At 72.1% G+C, this 14,206-nt stretch carries 15 protein-coding genes; 8 read left to right on the top strand and 7 right to left on the bottom strand.

Translation table 11 applies throughout. The annotated features are described in order from the left end of the window. Positions 1–21: 21 nt before the first annotated feature. Together ACFYX0_RS15170 and ACFYX0_RS15165 are read left to right on the top strand one after the other, a co-directional pair. Positions 22–1,761 carry an MFS transporter gene (locus ACFYX0_RS15170; protein WP_388970431.1) on the top strand — a complete coding sequence of 580 codons (1,740 nt, stop codon included), beginning with the start codon at positions 22–24 and terminating at the stop codon, positions 1,759–1,761. A gap of 130 nt (positions 1,762–1,891) precedes the next feature. After that, positions 1,892–2,545, top strand: coding sequence for a class I SAM-dependent methyltransferase (locus tag ACFYX0_RS15165; RefSeq protein ID WP_388970429.1), 654 nt, complete (start codon positions 1,892–1,894; stop codon positions 2,543–2,545). 43 nt (positions 2,546–2,588) lie between these two features. Here ACFYX0_RS15165 and ACFYX0_RS15160 read toward each other — a convergent pair whose 3' ends face one another. Beyond that, positions 2,589–3,341 (bottom strand): alpha/beta fold hydrolase, encoded by a 753-nt coding sequence (locus tag ACFYX0_RS15160; RefSeq protein WP_388970427.1) that lies wholly within the window; start codon positions 3,339–3,341, stop codon positions 2,589–2,591. On the opposite strand from ACFYX0_RS15160, the gene ACFYX0_RS15155 reads away from it, so the two are divergent. The 4 genes from ACFYX0_RS15155 to ACFYX0_RS15140 all read left to right on the top strand — a co-directional run bounded on the left by ACFYX0_RS15155 (position 3,328) and on the right by ACFYX0_RS15140 (position 6,866). Then, on the top strand, positions 3,328–3,849 hold the full coding sequence (locus ACFYX0_RS15155) for a CGNR zinc finger domain-containing protein (RefSeq protein ID WP_388970425.1): 522 nt from the start codon (positions 3,328–3,330) through the stop codon (positions 3,847–3,849). The genes ACFYX0_RS15160 and ACFYX0_RS15155 overlap by 14 nt on opposite strands. A 10-nt stretch (positions 3,850–3,859) precedes the next feature. Beyond that, positions 3,860–4,774, top strand: a complete 915-nt coding sequence (locus ACFYX0_RS15150) for an N-acetylmuramoyl-L-alanine amidase (protein ID WP_388970423.1) — start codon at positions 3,860–3,862, stop codon at positions 4,772–4,774. A gap of 155 nt (positions 4,775–4,929) precedes the next feature. After that, positions 4,930–5,715 (top strand): DUF5336 domain-containing protein, encoded by a 786-nt coding sequence (locus tag ACFYX0_RS15145; protein ID WP_355907672.1) that lies wholly within the window; start codon positions 4,930–4,932, stop codon positions 5,713–5,715. Between the two features lie 116 nt (positions 5,716–5,831). After that, positions 5,832–6,866 carry an LLM class F420-dependent oxidoreductase gene (locus ACFYX0_RS15140; protein ID WP_388970421.1) on the top strand — a complete coding sequence of 345 codons (1,035 nt, stop codon included), beginning with the start codon at positions 5,832–5,834 and terminating at the stop codon, positions 6,864–6,866. Positions 6,867–6,986: 120 nt separating this feature from the next. Here ACFYX0_RS15140 and ACFYX0_RS15135 read toward each other — a convergent pair whose 3' ends face one another. Continuing rightward, positions 6,987–7,544 (bottom strand): hypothetical protein, encoded by a 558-nt coding sequence (locus ACFYX0_RS15135; protein WP_388970419.1) that lies wholly within the window; start codon positions 7,542–7,544, stop codon positions 6,987–6,989. A gap of 163 nt (positions 7,545–7,707) precedes the next feature. Here ACFYX0_RS15135 and ACFYX0_RS15130 point away from each other — a divergent pair, with 163 nt between their 5' ends. Then, complete coding sequence (locus ACFYX0_RS15130; protein ID WP_355907665.1) at positions 7,708–8,001, top strand: hypothetical protein; 294 nt, start codon at positions 7,708–7,710, stop codon at positions 7,999–8,001. A gap of 44 nt (positions 8,002–8,045) precedes the next feature. Here ACFYX0_RS15130 and ACFYX0_RS15125 read toward each other — a convergent pair whose 3' ends face one another. The 3 genes from ACFYX0_RS15125 to ACFYX0_RS15115 are packed head-to-tail and all read right to left on the bottom strand — an operon-like array spanning position 8,046 to position 11,367. Beyond that, a complete protein-coding gene (locus ACFYX0_RS15125; protein WP_311690471.1) occupies positions 8,046–9,116 on the bottom strand; it encodes a prenyltransferase/squalene oxidase repeat-containing protein in 1,071 nt (356 codons plus the stop codon). Next, positions 9,113–9,892: a class I SAM-dependent methyltransferase gene (locus ACFYX0_RS15120; protein ID WP_355907662.1), complete on the bottom strand. Its 780-nt coding sequence runs from the start codon at positions 9,890–9,892 to the stop codon at positions 9,113–9,115. The genes ACFYX0_RS15125 and ACFYX0_RS15120 overlap by 4 nt, the downstream gene beginning before the upstream one ends. Further along, positions 9,886–11,367, bottom strand: a complete 1,482-nt coding sequence (locus ACFYX0_RS15115; RefSeq protein WP_388970417.1) for a glycosyltransferase family 4 protein — start codon at positions 11,365–11,367, stop codon at positions 9,886–9,888. The genes ACFYX0_RS15120 and ACFYX0_RS15115 overlap by 7 nt, the downstream gene beginning before the upstream one ends. A gap of 215 nt (positions 11,368–11,582) precedes the next feature. Between ACFYX0_RS15115 and ACFYX0_RS15110 the strand changes: the two genes are divergently transcribed. Next, positions 11,583–12,227, top strand: a complete 645-nt coding sequence (locus ACFYX0_RS15110) for a TetR family transcriptional regulator (protein ID WP_388970415.1) — start codon at positions 11,583–11,585, stop codon at positions 12,225–12,227. A gap of 219 nt (positions 12,228–12,446) precedes the next feature. Here the strand turns inward: ACFYX0_RS15110 and ACFYX0_RS15105 are convergent, their stop codons facing one another. Together ACFYX0_RS15105 and ACFYX0_RS15100 are read right to left on the bottom strand one after the other, a co-directional pair. After that, entirely contained in the window at positions 12,447–12,680 is a 234-nt protein-coding gene (locus tag ACFYX0_RS15105; protein ID WP_355907656.1) for a ferredoxin, read from the bottom strand. 3 nt (positions 12,681–12,683) lie between these two features. Continuing rightward, on the bottom strand, positions 12,684–14,144 hold the full coding sequence (locus ACFYX0_RS15100) for an aldehyde dehydrogenase (RefSeq protein WP_388970413.1): 1,461 nt from the start codon (positions 14,142–14,144) through the stop codon (positions 12,684–12,686). Between the last annotated feature and the right edge of the window lie 62 nt (positions 14,145–14,206).

The following is a 14,206-nucleotide window of genomic DNA, read 5'->3' as shown; positions in this document are numbered from 1 at the left end:
CCGGCCTGGAGGCCCCACCCCATGACGCACACGACGGCCGACCAGCCCACACGGAGGCCCTCCGGCGCGCTTGTGCCGGTACTCGCCTTCGCGGGCATCGTGGTCGCGGTGATGCAGACCCTGCTGGTCCCTGTCATCAAGGATCTGCCCCAGTTGCTGAGCACCGCGCCCAGCAACGCCACGTGGGTCCTGACCTCCACCCTCCTGGCGGGCGCCGTGGCCACCCCGATCATGGGCCGCCTCGGCGATCTCTACGGCAAGCGGCGGATGCTGCTCGCCAGCCTGGCCGTCATGGTGATCGGCGCACTGATCAGCGGGTTCACCGACGCCCTGCTGCCGATGATCGTCGGCCGTGCGCTCCAGGGCTTCGCGATGGGCGCGATACCCCTCGGCATCGGCCTGATGCGCGACATGCTGCCCCGCGAGCGGCTCGGCTCGGCGATGGCCCTGATGAGCTCCTCGATCGGCGTCGGCGGCGGACTCGCGCTGCCCGCGGCGGCCCTGGTCGCCGAGCACGCCGACTGGCACGCCCTGTTCTTCGGCGCCGCCGGACTGGGCGCCCTCTCGATCGTCCTCACCCTGCTCGCCGTGCCGGAGTCCCCGGCCCGCGCCGGCGGCTCCTTCGACCTGCCGGGCGCCATCGGCCTGTCCGCCGGTCTCGTGCTGCTCCTGCTGCCGATCACCAAGGGCAGCGACTGGGGCTGGTCGTCCGGCACCACGCTCGGCCTGTTCGCCGCGTCCGTCGTGGTCCTCGTCCTGTGGGGCCTGTACGAACTGCGCGTGGCCGCCCCGCTGGTCGATCTGCGGACCACCGCCCGCCGCGAGGTGCTGCTCACCAACCTCGCCTCGATCATGGTCGGCGTCTCGTTCTACGTCGTCTCGCTCGTGCTGCCGCAGCTGCTCCAACTGCCCGCCGCCACCGGCTACGGCCTCGGCCAGTCGATGGTCGTCGCGGGTCTGTGCGCCGCCCCGCTCGGCCTGACGATGATGTTCACCGCGCCGGTCTACGCCCGTCTCTCCGCCCGCTTCGGCCCCAAGGTCACCCTGATCATGGGCCTGCTCATCATCGCGATCGGCTACGGCGGCGGCCTCGGCCTGATGGACGCGCCCTGGCAGACCATCATCACCTCGGTGATCCTCGGTGCGGGCATCGGTCTCGCCTACTCCTCGCTGCCCGCGCTGATCGTCGGCGCGGTCCCGGCCTCGGAGACGGGCGCGGCCAACGGTCTGAACACCCTGATGCGTTCCATCGGCACCTCGGTCTCCAGCGCCGTCATCGGCATGGTGCTCGCCAACACCGCGCAGCACGTGAACGGCCTGGCGATCCCGACCATGCACGGCTTCCGCCTCTCGTTCCTGATCGCGACCGGTGCGGTGACGGTCGGCCTGCTGCTCGCCCTGTTCCTGCCCGGGCAGCGTCCCTCGGCCAAGCCGCAGCTGCGCGCGAGCAGCGAGGAGGACGCCAACCTGGAGCGCGCCGAGGAGATCCTGCGGGGCTTCCGCGGCCGGGTGCTGGACGCCGAGGGCACCCCGGTCGCCCGCGCCAAGGTCACCCTGATCGACCGGCGGGGCCGCCAGGCGGGTGCCACACTCTCCGCGGAGGACGGCAGCTATGTGCTGGCCGTGCCGGCGCGGGGCCCGTACGTCGTGGCCGCGCGGGCCGTGGGCCACGCCCCGCACGCCTCGTCGGCCACCCACCCGGGCGAGGAGCGCCCGGTGGACCTGGATCTGTCCCTGCCCGCCGAGACCGTCTCGGCCTGACGCACAGCGCCCAGCCGCACCCCCCGTCGCCGACGCGACGGGGGGTGCGGCAGCATGGGGCGCCTACAGGTCCGTACGGCGCCTTCGCGGCGGTACGCGCCTGACCGCACGTACGACCGAAAGGACCCCCATGCCCGCGGCGCCCTCCCCCGAGATCCTGGCCTCGTTCGAGGCCGCGAAGGGGTTCATGCCGCTGCGCGAGGGACTCGCGCTGTACTCGGCCGCCGTCGAGGCCGGGCGGCTGGGGCTGCCCCTGCTGGAGGTCGGCACCTACTGCGGGCGCTCCGCGATCCTGCTCGCCGACGCGGCCCGCGCCGCCGGGGTGACCGCCCTCACGGTCGACCACCACCGCGGCAGCGAGGAGCAGCAGCCCGGCTGGGACTACCACGACCCGGACACGGTCGATGCCGAGGTCGGGCTGATGGACACCCTGCCCACCTTCCGGCGCACCCTGCACAAGGCGGGCCTGGAGGACCACGTGATCGCGCTCGTCGGCCGTTCGCCGCAGGTGGCCGCGGTCTGGAACAGCCCGCTCGGCCTCGTCTTCATCGACGGCGGCCACACCGACGAGCACGCGAACGCGGACTACGAGGGCTGGGCCCGCCATGTGGCCGAGGACGGCCTGCTCGTCATCCACGACGTCTTCCCGGAGCCGGAGGACGAGTTCACCGGCCAGGCCCCCTACCGCGTCTACCTCAGGGCCCTCGGGTCCGGCGACTTCACGGAGGTCTCCGCGACCGACTCGCTGCGCGTCCTGAGGCGGACGCGGGCGGCGGGCAACTAGGGCGTGTTGCGGGCCATGACACGTTCGGTCGCGCGCCCGGAGGTCAGTTCTCCTGCCACCAGCCGGTGACGGCCTCGGCGTGGGCGTCCGCTGCCTCCTCCCAGACGAAGTGGCCCGCGTCGATGAGGTCGAGCCTGCTGTGGGGCAGGTGCCGGTGGAAGTACTCGGCGTTCTCCACCGGCACCACCGGGTCGTTGCGGCCGGCGACGATCCGGACCGGCGTCTCGATGGTGGGCAGCAGGTCGCCGAGGGCCGGCAACTCGGCCGGATACGCACGGACGTAGGGCAACTGGTCGACGAATCGGCCGCCCGTGTATGACGCCAGATAGTCCTCGCGCACGGCCTCCGGCAGCTCGTAGCCGTGGATGTTGCCGATCGCGGCCGTCACGGCGGCCTTGGGGCCCATGGCCCGGTACGGGGCCAGGTCCTCGTCGTGCACCCACTCGTTCAGGGGGCTCCCCAGCTTCAGGGGAACCGCCGCCCCACCGGTGCCCACGACCAGGCTGCGGATCCGGTCCGGGTGCCGGGCCGCGGCGAACAGTGACGCGGCCGTGCCGATGTCCGGGCCCACGAAGTGCGGCCGCGTCAGCCCGAACCCGTCGATGATCCGGACGATGAAGTCGCCCATCGCCGTGGGGGACAGCAGGTCCTGCCGGAGCTCGGACTGCCCGAATCCCGGCAGGTCCACCGCGATCAGGTGCGCGTGCCCGGCCAGCTTCGACCAGGTCGCGTCGTAGGAAACACACTCTGCGCGGCGGATCCCCGCGGCCGCCGCGGTGATCGTGGACCTGCTCAACACCCGGCCGCACGGAGCTGATGATCTGTTCCCGGAGGCGCTGGACACCGCCGAGGAGGCAGGCGCCGCCCTGCGCCCGTTCGGCGAGAGCGACACCGCGGCGCCGACGCCGGAACGGATCGCCGAGGTCCGCGGCCTGCGCACGATCCTCATGGACCTCGTGCGCGCGCCGGACAGCGCGGAGGCGGCGGCCCGTCGGGCGGAGCTCACCGAACGCGCGTCCTCGGTCACGCTGCGCCAGGACTTCTCGGAACCCGGCAAGGTGCGGCTGCGGCAGGTGGGCGGTGATCCCGTGGTCGGCGGCATCACCCGCACGGTGGCCGAGCTCATGGCCGACGGCACATGGACCCGCATCCGCGTCTGCGACAACGAGGGATGCCGGCACGTGTTCTACGACACCACACGCAGCCGCACCCAGCGCTGGCACTCGTACGCGACCTACGGCAACAGGAGCAATGTGGCCTCGTACCGAGCGCGAAAGAAGGCCGGCCCCGAAGCCAGACCATAAGGTGGCAGGCATGTCGTACGTTGGCCCGGACTTCGATGCCCCCGAGCCCCGCCGTCCCCGGCGCGGGCCGCTGATGATCGCCGCCGCGGCGCTGGTACCGGCCGCGCTGCTCGGCTGGCTGGTCTACGAGGCGGTCGCGGACAGCGGCGGCACCCCGGCCAGTGCGACGCCCCGGACGGGTCCGTCGTCCGCCGCGGACTCCCCGGCGGACGACGGCAAGCTCACCGGCTCTCCCGCGGCCGCCGGGGCGGCCTCGCTCAAGGGCAAGGTCGTCCTCGTCGACCCGGGGCACAACCCCGGGAACTTCCGGCACACCACCGAGATCAACCGCAAGGTGGACATCGGCACCAACCGCAAGGAGTGCGACACCACCGGCACGTCCACCAACTCCGGTTACACCGAGGCCCAGTTCACGCTGGACGTGGCGCGCCGACTGCGCACGATCCTCGAACAGCAGGGCGCGACCGTGAAGTTCACCCAGGACGGCGACCGCGCATGGGGGCCCTGCGTGGACGAGCGGGCGCACATCGGCAACGCGGCCCACGCGGACGCGGCCATCTCCATCCACGCGGACGGGGCGGCGCAGGGCGACCGCGGCTTCCACGTCATCCTTCCGGCCTCGGTGCACCAGGGCTCCGCCGACACCCGCCCCATCGTGGGCCCCTCGCGCGCCCTGGGCACCCGCATCAGGGACGGCTTCAACCACGTCACCGGCAGCCCCCTCTCCAACTACCTGGGCAAGGGCACCGGCCTGGTCGTACGCAGCGATCTCGGGGGCCTCAACCTGTCCACGGTTCCGAAGGTGTTCATCGAGTGCGGCAACATGCGCGACAGCAAGGACGCCGCACTGCTGACGAGCGGCGCATGGCGGCAGAAGGCGGCGCAGGGGATCTCTGAGGGAATCGTGAGTTTCCTGCAGGGGTAGCTCTCACCTGCCCGGGCCCGGCGGACACCCCGACCGGGCGGACGATAGTGTCGTCCCTACGATGAGGGGCCGTCCGCGCGCTTCACACCGCGGCCCGAGGGCGACATGGTGACAGCGACGCCTCCAATGACGAGACGACAGACGAAGGACCCGAAGTGAATATCCGCTCCCTCACTAGAGGCGACGGCGTGGTGATCGGAGCAGCGGTAGTGCTGTTCATCGCGTCGTTCCTCGATCTCGCCGGCTGCGGCAGCGTCGACGCCGCGATCTGCTCCCGGCTCGACCTTCCCAGCGCCTGGGACAGCCTCGGGCTCGGGCTCGGCACCTACATGGCCGGGGTGATCGGGGGCGGGCTCGTCGTGTTCGCCCGGCTGCTCCCCGCGCCGCGCAAGGTCGCGGGCCTGGAGCTGGGAGCCTTCGGGACCGCGCTGACCGTCGCCACCGCGTGGGTGCTGCTGTGGACGCTGATCGACGCCGGCAACGCGGGCGCCGGTCTCATCCTCGGCTTCATCGCCGCCCTCGTGCTGGCCGCCGCCGCGGTCGCCGCCCCGCTCGTCCCGGCCCTGCAGGCCGCCCTCGTCCCCGCCCCCAAGCCCGCCGCGCCCCAGCCCTACGGCGCGCAGCCGCCGGCCGGCTACGGCTACCCGGGCGCCCAGCAGCAGCCCTACGGCGGCCAGCCCCAGCCTCAGCCCCAGCAGCAGACGCAGGCCTACGGCGGCCAGCCGCAGCCGGCGCCCGCCGCGGAGTTCTCCCCGTTCTGGTTCGCCGTCCCGGTGCCGCGCCCGCTGTACGCGGAGGACGGCTCGCCCGTGCCGATCGCCGAACTCGCCCCCGGCACCTGGTACCTGGCCGTCGAGCAGCGCGGCCCCGGCCTGGTGGCGCAGACGCAGGACGGCCGCCGCGGCGTGCTCCAGGACACGAGCGGCATCCAGCGCGGCTGAGCGTCCCGACCGCTTCCGCACGGCCCCTCGCCCTTCCGGGTGGGGGGCCGTCGTCGTACAGTCGCACCTCCGGCAGGGTACTGACGCACCGTCAGTCATGGACGTCTGGAGGCGTGATGCGGCTGGGACTGGCGCTCGGCTACTGGGGTCGCGACCCCGACGCGGACCACATCACGCTGGCGCGGGAGGCCGAACGGCTCGGCTACGACTCCGTCTGGACCGCCGAGTCCTGGGGCTCGGACGCCTTCACCCCGCTGACGTGGATCGCCGCGCGGACATCGAGGATCAAACTCGGGACGGCGGTCGCCCAGATGGCGGCCCGCTCCCCCACCGCCACGGCGATGCACGCGCTCACCCTCGACCATCTCTCCGGCGGCCGGATGATGCTCGGCCTCGGTCTGTCGGGGCCCCAGGTCGTCGAGGGCTGGTACGGACGGCCCTTCCCCGCCTCCCCGTTGACCGCGACGAGGGAGTACGTGGACGTCGTCCGCCAGGTACTGCGGCGCGAGGGCCCGGTCACGCTGGACGGCCGCTTCCACGCGCTGCCGTACCGGGGCGCGGACGGCACCGGGCTCGGGAAGCCGCTGAAGCCGATCACGCATCCGCTGCGGGCGGGCCTTCCCGTCCTGCTGGGCGCGGAGGGTCCGAAGAACGTGGCGCAGACGGTGCGGATCGCGGACGGCTGGCTGCCGCTGTACTGGTCGCCGACCCGTCCGGAGGTCTACGAGGCGTCGCTGGCCGGGCTGCGGGAGAGCGGCGGGGAGGGGAGCCCGCGCCGGTTCCTCGTCGCGCCGATGGCCCGGGTCAAGGTCTGCGACGACGTGGCCGAGGGACTGCTGCCGGTGAAGGCGATGCTCGGCTTCTACGTCGGCGGGATGGGGCACGCGGCCCGTAACTTCCATGCCGACCTCATGGCGCGCATGGGCTACGAGGAGGAGGCGGACCGGATCCAGCGGCTGTTCCTGGAAGGGCGGCGGGAGGAGGCGGTGCTCGCCGTGCCCGACGCCTTCGCGGACGAGATCTCCCTCGTCGGACCGCGCCGGCGGATCGCCGAACGTCTGGAACTGTGGCGCAAGGGCCCGGTCACGGACCTGCTGGCCCTGTCCCCCGACCCGCACACACTCCGCGTACTGGCCGAGCTGAACACCTAGGACGTGTTGCGAAAGTCCCGTCGTTCGCCCGAAGGGCGGGCCTCGCGGCGGCGTGGGGGCCCCTCCCGCTCGAGCGAAGCCGAGAGTGGGGGAGCGTGCTCTGGGGGTACCCCAGGGTGGTCAGCCCCGTGCGAGCTGGGGCCCCGACGGCACCTGGTTGTGCACGGGGACGCCCGCGCTCTTGCCCGCGGCCTTCACCTTGCGGATCACGGCGTCGAAGGCGGCGACGGCCGCGGCGTCGCCCTGGCGGAGCTTGCCCGGCAGATACTTCAGGGCGTCGATGGAGGCGCTGACCGGCGCGAGGGCCCGGGCCAGCGCGGGGTCGCCCTTGGCGTTGTACCGCGCGCCCTTGAGCCGGTCGTAGGCGAAGGTGCCCGCGAGGCCCGCCTTGAGCAGCGTGGCCGCGCGTCCCTGCGCGCCGTCGGCGAACTCGCCGCTCTTCCACGGCTGCACGATCCACTCCCGGACCGTCCCGGCCGCGAGTCCCGCGCTCAGTGCGAACCGGGACCTGGCGAGTTGCTGCCGCTGCGCCGGGGTGCTCGGGGACGGCGAGGGGACCGTGATGTAGGCGGCCACCTGCCGGGGGGCGCTGCCGCTCGCGCAGGCGGCGGCGCCGACCGACAGGGTGCTGCACACCGCGAGGACGGGGGCGAGGGCGCGTATCGGCGGGACGGGCACAGGGGTCCTCCGGGTCGACCAGGGTGGCTGCTCCACCGGCAGCCTCACCCGGCCCGCCGCGACGCGCCGCCCCGGCGCGGCTGATCGGGTGAAACCCTTGTCCCGCAAGGCCTCCAGGGCCCCCGGCGCGTTTCAACACAGGCCGACGGGCAATCCGGAGAGCATGTCCCCTCGATATCGCAACGGTGCCAATCAGGCCGGCACGGTCATAGCGGTCGTCGCCGATGTCATGGCCCTCATCCTGGGCCTGTGGATTCTGATGTATCTGCTGCACGCGAATCCGGCCAACGCCCTGGTGCAGTTCGTCCACGACACCGCCCAGTGGCTCGCGGGCTGGTCGCGTGACCTGTTCACGTTCAACAAGGCCTGGGCCCGCGTGGTCGCCGGGTACGGTCTGGCCGCGGTGGTCTACCTCTTCATCGGCCACACCATCGCCAACCGCATCCAGCGCCACTGAGCCCCCGACCGGGGCCGGACCGGGCGACCAGGGCGTGTTGCGCCCTAGTCGCAGCAGTCGGGGTCCAGCCCCCTGGGCAGGTGTTCGCCGCCGAAGACCGCACAGGTCGGCTCGTGGCCGCCGAGCGCCGCCACGGCCAGCAGCAGCGAACCCGCCGTCCAGGTGGTGAGTTCGCGCGGCCAGATCACCTGGTCCTCGAAGACGTAGCCGGTCCAGTACAGGCCCGTCTCCGGGTCCCTCAGATGCTGGATCGACTGGAGGATCTCCAGCGCGCGGTCGGACTCGCCCATCACCCACAGCGCCAGGGCGAGTTCGGCCGACTCGCCGCCGGTCACCCACGGGTTGGGGACGACACAGCGCACCCCGAGCCCGGGCACCACGAAGCGTTCCCAGTCCGCCTCGATGCGCTCCTTCGCCGCCGCGCCGGTCACCGCACCGCCGAGGACGGGGTAGTACCAGTCCATCGAGTAGCGGCCCTTGTCCAGGAACCGCTCGGGGTGCCGGCCGATGGCGTGCCGCAGCGCGCCCACCGCCAGCTCCCAGTCCGGCTGCGGCTCCTCCCGCTGCTCGGCGATCGCGAGGGCGCAGCGCAGCGCGTGGTGGACGGACGAGCACCCGGTCAGCAACGCGTCCGCGACGTCCGTGCCGTCGTCCTCGCGCTTCCAGCCGATCTGCCCGCCGGGCTGCTGCAGCCGGAGCACGAACTCCACGGCCGCGTACACCGTCGGCCACATCCGGTCCAGGAACGTGTCGTCGCCGGTGGCCAGGTAGTGGTGCCAGACGCCGACGGCCACGTACGCGACGAAGTTCGTCTCCCGGCCGCGGTCGGTGATGTGCTCCGGGTCTCCGTCGGCGTAGGCCGCGTACCAGGAGCCGTCCTCGTTCTGGTGCCGGGCCAGCCAGTCGTACGCCCGCTCGGCCGCCGCGTGTTCGCCGGCCGCGTCGAGCGCCATGGCCGCCTCGACGTGGTCCCACGGGTCGAGGTGGTGTCCGCGGAACCACGGTACGGCTCCGTCCTCCCGCTGTACGGCGAGGATCCCGCCGACGGTCGCGGCGGCCTCCTCGGCGGTGAGGACCCCGGGCAGGACCAGGTGTTCCGTCCGGGGAGTCGTCACTTGGCGGCCGCCTCGGAGCGCCCGGAGGACGCGGCGGACGCGGCGGGCTCGTCGACCCGCGGCAGGTGCGGCTTGGTCGCGTAGGCCACGAAGCTCTTGCCGATCAGCGGGTTCAGGGCCTGTTCCGTGACCCGGGTCGCGAGCGGCTTCTTCATGATGTCCCAGACGAGGAGCTTGTGGTACGCGCGCACCGGCAGCGCCTTGTCGTTGTCGACGCCGAACGCGCACTTCAGCCACCAGTACGGCGAGTGCAGCGCGTGCGCGTGGTGCGTGCCGTACGGCCTCAGGCCCGCCTCCCGTATCTTCGCCAGGAGTTCGTCCGCCTTGTAGATGCGGATGTGGCCGCCCTCGACCTCGTGGTAGGCGTCGGACAGGGCCCAGCAGACCTTCTCGGGACCGTAGCGCGGCACGGTGATCGCGATACGGCCGCCCGGCTTGAGCACCCGGACCATCTCGGCGAGGACGCCCTTGTCGTCCGGGATGTGCTCCATGACCTCGGAGATGATCACGACGTCGAAGGACTCGTCCGGAAAGGGCAGCGCGAGGGCGTCGCCCTCCATGGCGGTCGCGGTGGCGCCCTCGGGGGCCTCCCCGGCCTCCTTCATCGCCGCGAACCACTTGGCGACCTCGCGGATCTCCTCGCCGTTCTGGTCCAGGGCCACGACCTGGGCGCCGCGCCGGTAGCACTCGAACGCGTGCCGTCCGGCACCGCAGCCGAGGTCCAGGACACGGTCGCCCGGGGCGAGCGGGAACCGGGAGAAGTCGACGGTCAGCACGTGGCCCTGCTTTCGCGGTTGGAATCGACGTCGGACACCGCAGCGGCGGTCGCCCCGACGGCGGCCTCACCGCCTGCGGAGGCGGCGGAGGGCGCGGCCGCGCCCGTCGTCCTGGCTACGGTCGTGAAACGGCTGGGAGGCGTGGCCGGCGAGCGGTGGGCGGCCGGGCCCGCGGCGGCGATCGCCTCGCGGTACCGCGTCACCGTGCCCTGTGCCGCCTTGGCCCAGGTGAAGTGGCGCAGCACCCGCCGGCGGCCCGCCGCGCCGAGGCGCGCCCGCAGCTCCGGGTCCCCGAGCAGCCGGCTCAGGCCCGCGGCCAGGGCGCCGGCGTCACCGGGCGGCACCGCCAGACAGGTCTCGCCGTCGGGTCCGGCGACCTCCGGTATGGCGCCACCGGTCGTGGCCACCAGCGGTGTACCGGTCGCCATCGCCTCGGCCGCGGGCAGCGAGAAGCCCTCGTACAGCGACGGCACGCACGCCACCTCGGCCGAGCGCACCAGGTCGACCAGTTCGGCGTCCGAGATGCCCTTGACGAACTCGACGGCGTGTTCGAGCCCGTAGCGCTCGATCGCCTGCGCGACCGGGCCGTCCTCCGCGCGCTTGCCGACGACGACGAGATGCGCCCCGGGGTGCTCGGTCCGCACCTTGGCGAGCGCCTCGATCAGGAAGACGAGTCCCTTGAGCGGCACGTCCGCGCTGGACGTGGTCACGATCCGGCCGGGCACCTGCGGCACCGAGGGATCCGGCGAGAAAAGGTCGGTGTCGGCGCCGATGTGCACGACATGGATCCGGTCGCGGGAGACACCCAGATGGTCCACGATCTCCTGCTGGGAGGTGCCGGAGACGGTGAGCACCGACGGCAGGCGGCGCGCGACCCGCTTCTGCATACGGGTGAACGCGTACCAGCGCCGGACGGACGCCCGCCGCTTCCAGCCCTCGGCCGCGTCCAGCTCCAGCTGGCGGTCCACGGTGATGGGGTGATGGATCGTGGTGACCAGCGGCACGCCCAGGTCGCCCAACAGGCCGTAGCCGAGCGTCTGGTTGTCGTGCAGGACGTCGAAGTCGCCGCGCCTCGCGCGCAGATGGCGGCCGGCCCGCAGCGAGAACGTCAGGGGCTCGGGGAAGCCACCGGTCCACATCGTCGCGACCTCGACGGCGTCGATCCAGTCCCGGTACTCCTCGCGCCGCGGGGTGCGGAAGGGGTCGGGCTGGCGGTACAGGTCGAGGCTCGGCAGTTCGGTGAGGGACAGGCCCTGAAGGTCCTCGCCCTCGTCCAGTACGGGGTACGGCTGGGCGCCGATGACCTCGACCAGGTGGCCGAGCCGGGCCAGCTCACGTGAGAGGTGCCGTACGTACACGCCCTGGCCGCCGCAGAACGGGTTTCCCTTGTACGTCAGGAGCGCGATGCGCAGCGGGCGGTCGCCGTCCGCGGCCGAGTCCTCCTCGGGCCCTGCCTCCCTGGCCTCAGCGGTCACTCGTGGCCCCTTCTCCCTGCCATTTCCCGCGAGACTACGACGGGACGGTAATCTAGAACAAGTTTCAGACTTGATCGTTGAAGAGGCTCTGAATCTACCGGCAGGTAAGGGCAGTGTGAGCAGTGGATCAGGTGATTCGCGCCACGGGACGGACCCCTGCCATGCTGTCTGATCACTCACCCTCACCGACTGTCACGGAACACGGAACGGGACCCATGCCAGCGGAAGCCAAGGTGCCATCCAGTACCGCGCGACCGGCGGCGCAGCCGGCCACACCTCCGCTCACCGAGCGGCAGGAGGCGCGCCGCCGCCGGATCCTGCACGCGAGCGCGCAGCTGGCCGGCCGGGGTGGTTTCGACGCGGTGCAGATGCGTGAGGTGGCCGAGTCCTCGCAGGTGGCGCTCGGCACGCTGTACCGCTACTTCCCGTCGAAGGTGCATCTGCTGGTCGCGACCATGCAGGACCAGCTGGAGCATCTGCACCGCACGCTCAGGAAGAAGCCGCCCGCCGGGGAGACGGCGGCCGAGCGGGTCGCGGAGACCCTGATGCGCGCCTTCCGGGCGCTCCAGCGCGAGCCTCATCTCGCCGACGCCATGGTCCGTGCCCTGACCTTCGCGGACCGCAGTGTCTCGCCGGAGGTGGACCAGGTGTCCCGGCAGACGACGGCGATCATCCTGGACGCGATGGGGCTGGCGGATCCGACCCCGGAGCAGCTGGCCGCGGTCCGCGTGATCGAGCACACCTGGCACTCGGCGCTGATCACCTGGCTCTCCGGCCGCGCCTCGATCGCCCAGGTCAGGATCGACATCGAGACGGTGTGCCGGCTGATCGACCTGACGGATCCGGCGGGCCGGGCATGAAAAAGACCTACGAGACAAGTTCCAACCATCTTCCGATCTCTCGATCTTCCGATGTTCACTCGACCGGTCGATGTCGGCCCAAGCGGAAATCGAAACTTCACGCCGAAGTCGGCTACTCCGGTTGAGTGTCTTCACTCATCCCGTAGGCACGTACCAGTATAATCTCCGCGCTTCTGGATGGAAGACCCCAAATCAAGATTTTTTGAATATTTCGGGCATCTAGTCCTCCGGGGGGAACACCGGCTCCCCGCTCTCGGCCAGCGTGATCAGGATCGCCTCCACCGGGCAGTTCTCCGCCGCCTCCAGGACCGGCTCCCCCGCGTCGGCGTCCGGGGCCACGGGATGGGACTGCCGGGCCGAGTCGAGGCGGAAGGCGTCGGGTGCCCGGTTGACGCACTGCATGGAGCCGATGCAGAGAGTGCGGTCGACCTCGACGTGCCAGCGGTCGCCCATGCGCTACGCCTCTCCGTGGCCGGCGGCCAGATGGATCATCTTGTGCTCCAGGAACTCGCCGTAGCCCTCGGGCCCGAACTCCCGGCCCAGCCCGGAGTTCTTGTAGCCGCCGAAGGGGCCGAGCATGTCGAGGCTGAAGGTGTTCACCGAGTACGTGCCGGTCCGCACCTGCCGGGCGATCCCGATGCCGTGCTCGACGTCCGCGGTCCACACACTGCCGCTGAGCCCGTACTCGGAGTCGTTCGCGATCTTCACGGCCTCGCTCTCGTCGCCGTAGGGCAGCAGACAGATCACGGGTCCGAAGATCTCCTCGCGGGCGATGCGCATGGAGTTGTCGACGTCGCCGAAGAGGGTCGGCTCCACGTACCAGCCGCGGTCGAGGCCGGTCGGTCGCCCGCCGCCGGTGAGGACCTTGGCGCCCTCCTCCTGGCCGATCCGGATGTAGTCGAGGCTGCGCTGCTGCTGGCGCCTGGCCACGAGCGGCCCGACCTGGGTGGCCGCGTCCAGCGGGTCGCCGACCACGAGCGCGCCCGCCGCGGCGGCGAAGGCGTCGGCGAACTCGTCGTAGCGCGAGCGCGGCAGCAGGATGCGGGTCTGGGCCACGCACGCCTGGCCGTTGTTCATCCAGGCGGCCGGGACGATCCCCGCCACCGCCCGGTCGACGTCCGCGTCGGGCAGCACCACCGCCGCCGACTTGCCGCCCAGTTCCAGGGTCACCCGCGTCAGGTTGCGCGCGGCGACCTCCATCACGCGCCTGCCCGCCGCCACCGAGCCGGTGAAGGACACCTTGTCGACGCCGGGGTGCCCGACGAGGTACTCGCTCACCTCGCGGTCCGCGGGCAGGATCGACAGCACGCCCTCCGGCAGCCCGGCCTCCCGGGCGATCTCGCCGAGGAGATACGCGTCGAGCGGGGACTCGGGCGACGGCTTGAGCAGCACGGTGCAGCCGGCGAGCAGCGCGGGCGCGAGCTTGGCGGCGGCGACGAACTGCGGAACGTTCCACGGCACCACGGCCGCCACGACCCCGACCGGCTCGCGCCGCACGAGGATCCTCCCGAGGGCGCCGTCGCGTCCCTCCTCGTGGGGGAAGGACCGCGCGACCGTGATCGCCGAATCCCACACCATCATCGCGCCGAGCGCCTGCGCGAGGACGCTCCAGGAGTAGGGGGAGCCGTTCTCGGCGGAGATCACACGGGCGATCTCCTCGTGGCGCGCGGCGATCCCGTCCTTGATCCTCGTCACGACCTCGATCCGCTCGTCGAGCGTCGCCCTCGGCCAGGACCCCTCGTCGAAGGCGCGGCGCGCGACGGCGACGGCCCGGTCGACGTCCTCGCGCGAGGCGTGCGGCACACGGCCGATGACCGCCTCGGTGTGCGGGGAGACCACCTCGATGACGTCCTTGCCCAGGGGGTCGGTCAACTCCCCGCCGATGAACAGCTGTCCGTGTTCCACGAGCTCGGTCATGGCCGACTGCCTCCCCGGGACACTTGCTGACGATCCATCAGATGTTGTCGACACCTGAACTG

The organism is Streptomyces sp. NPDC002573 (assembly GCF_042889625.1).
GTDB lineage: Bacteria > Actinomycetota > Actinomycetes > Streptomycetales > Streptomycetaceae > Streptomyces > Streptomyces gibsoniae.
Note: the sequence above shows the minus strand (reverse complement) of the source record. Positions and strands in the feature narration are given on the sequence as shown.

What these genes read in the sequence shown, in the direction of transcription:
- ACFYX0_RS15170 (WP_388970431.1), top strand. Translation starts at nt 22, where the DNA reads ATGACGCACACGACGGCCGACCAGCCCACACGGAGGCCCTCCGGCGCG.
- ACFYX0_RS15165 (WP_388970429.1), top strand. Translation starts at nt 1,892, where the DNA reads ATGCCCGCGGCGCCCTCCCCCGAGATCCTGGCCTCGTTCGAGGCCGCG.
- ACFYX0_RS15150 (WP_388970423.1), top strand. Translation starts at nt 3,860, where the DNA reads ATGTCGTACGTTGGCCCGGACTTCGATGCCCCCGAGCCCCGCCGTCCC.
- ACFYX0_RS15140 (WP_388970421.1), top strand. Translation starts at nt 5,832, where the DNA reads ATGCGGCTGGGACTGGCGCTCGGCTACTGGGGTCGCGACCCCGACGCG.
- ACFYX0_RS15130 (WP_355907665.1), top strand. Translation starts at nt 7,708, where the DNA reads ATGTCCCCTCGATATCGCAACGGTGCCAATCAGGCCGGCACGGTCATA.
- ACFYX0_RS15110 (WP_388970415.1), top strand. Translation starts at nt 11,583, where the DNA reads ATGCCAGCGGAAGCCAAGGTGCCATCCAGTACCGCGCGACCGGCGGCG.
- ACFYX0_RS15105 (WP_355907656.1), bottom strand. Translation starts at nt 12,680, where the DNA reads ATGGGCGACCGCTGGCACGTCGAGGTCGACCGCACTCTCTGCATCGGC.
- ACFYX0_RS15100 (WP_388970413.1), bottom strand. Translation starts at nt 14,144, where the DNA reads ATGACCGAGCTCGTGGAACACGGACAGCTGTTCATCGGCGGGGAGTTG.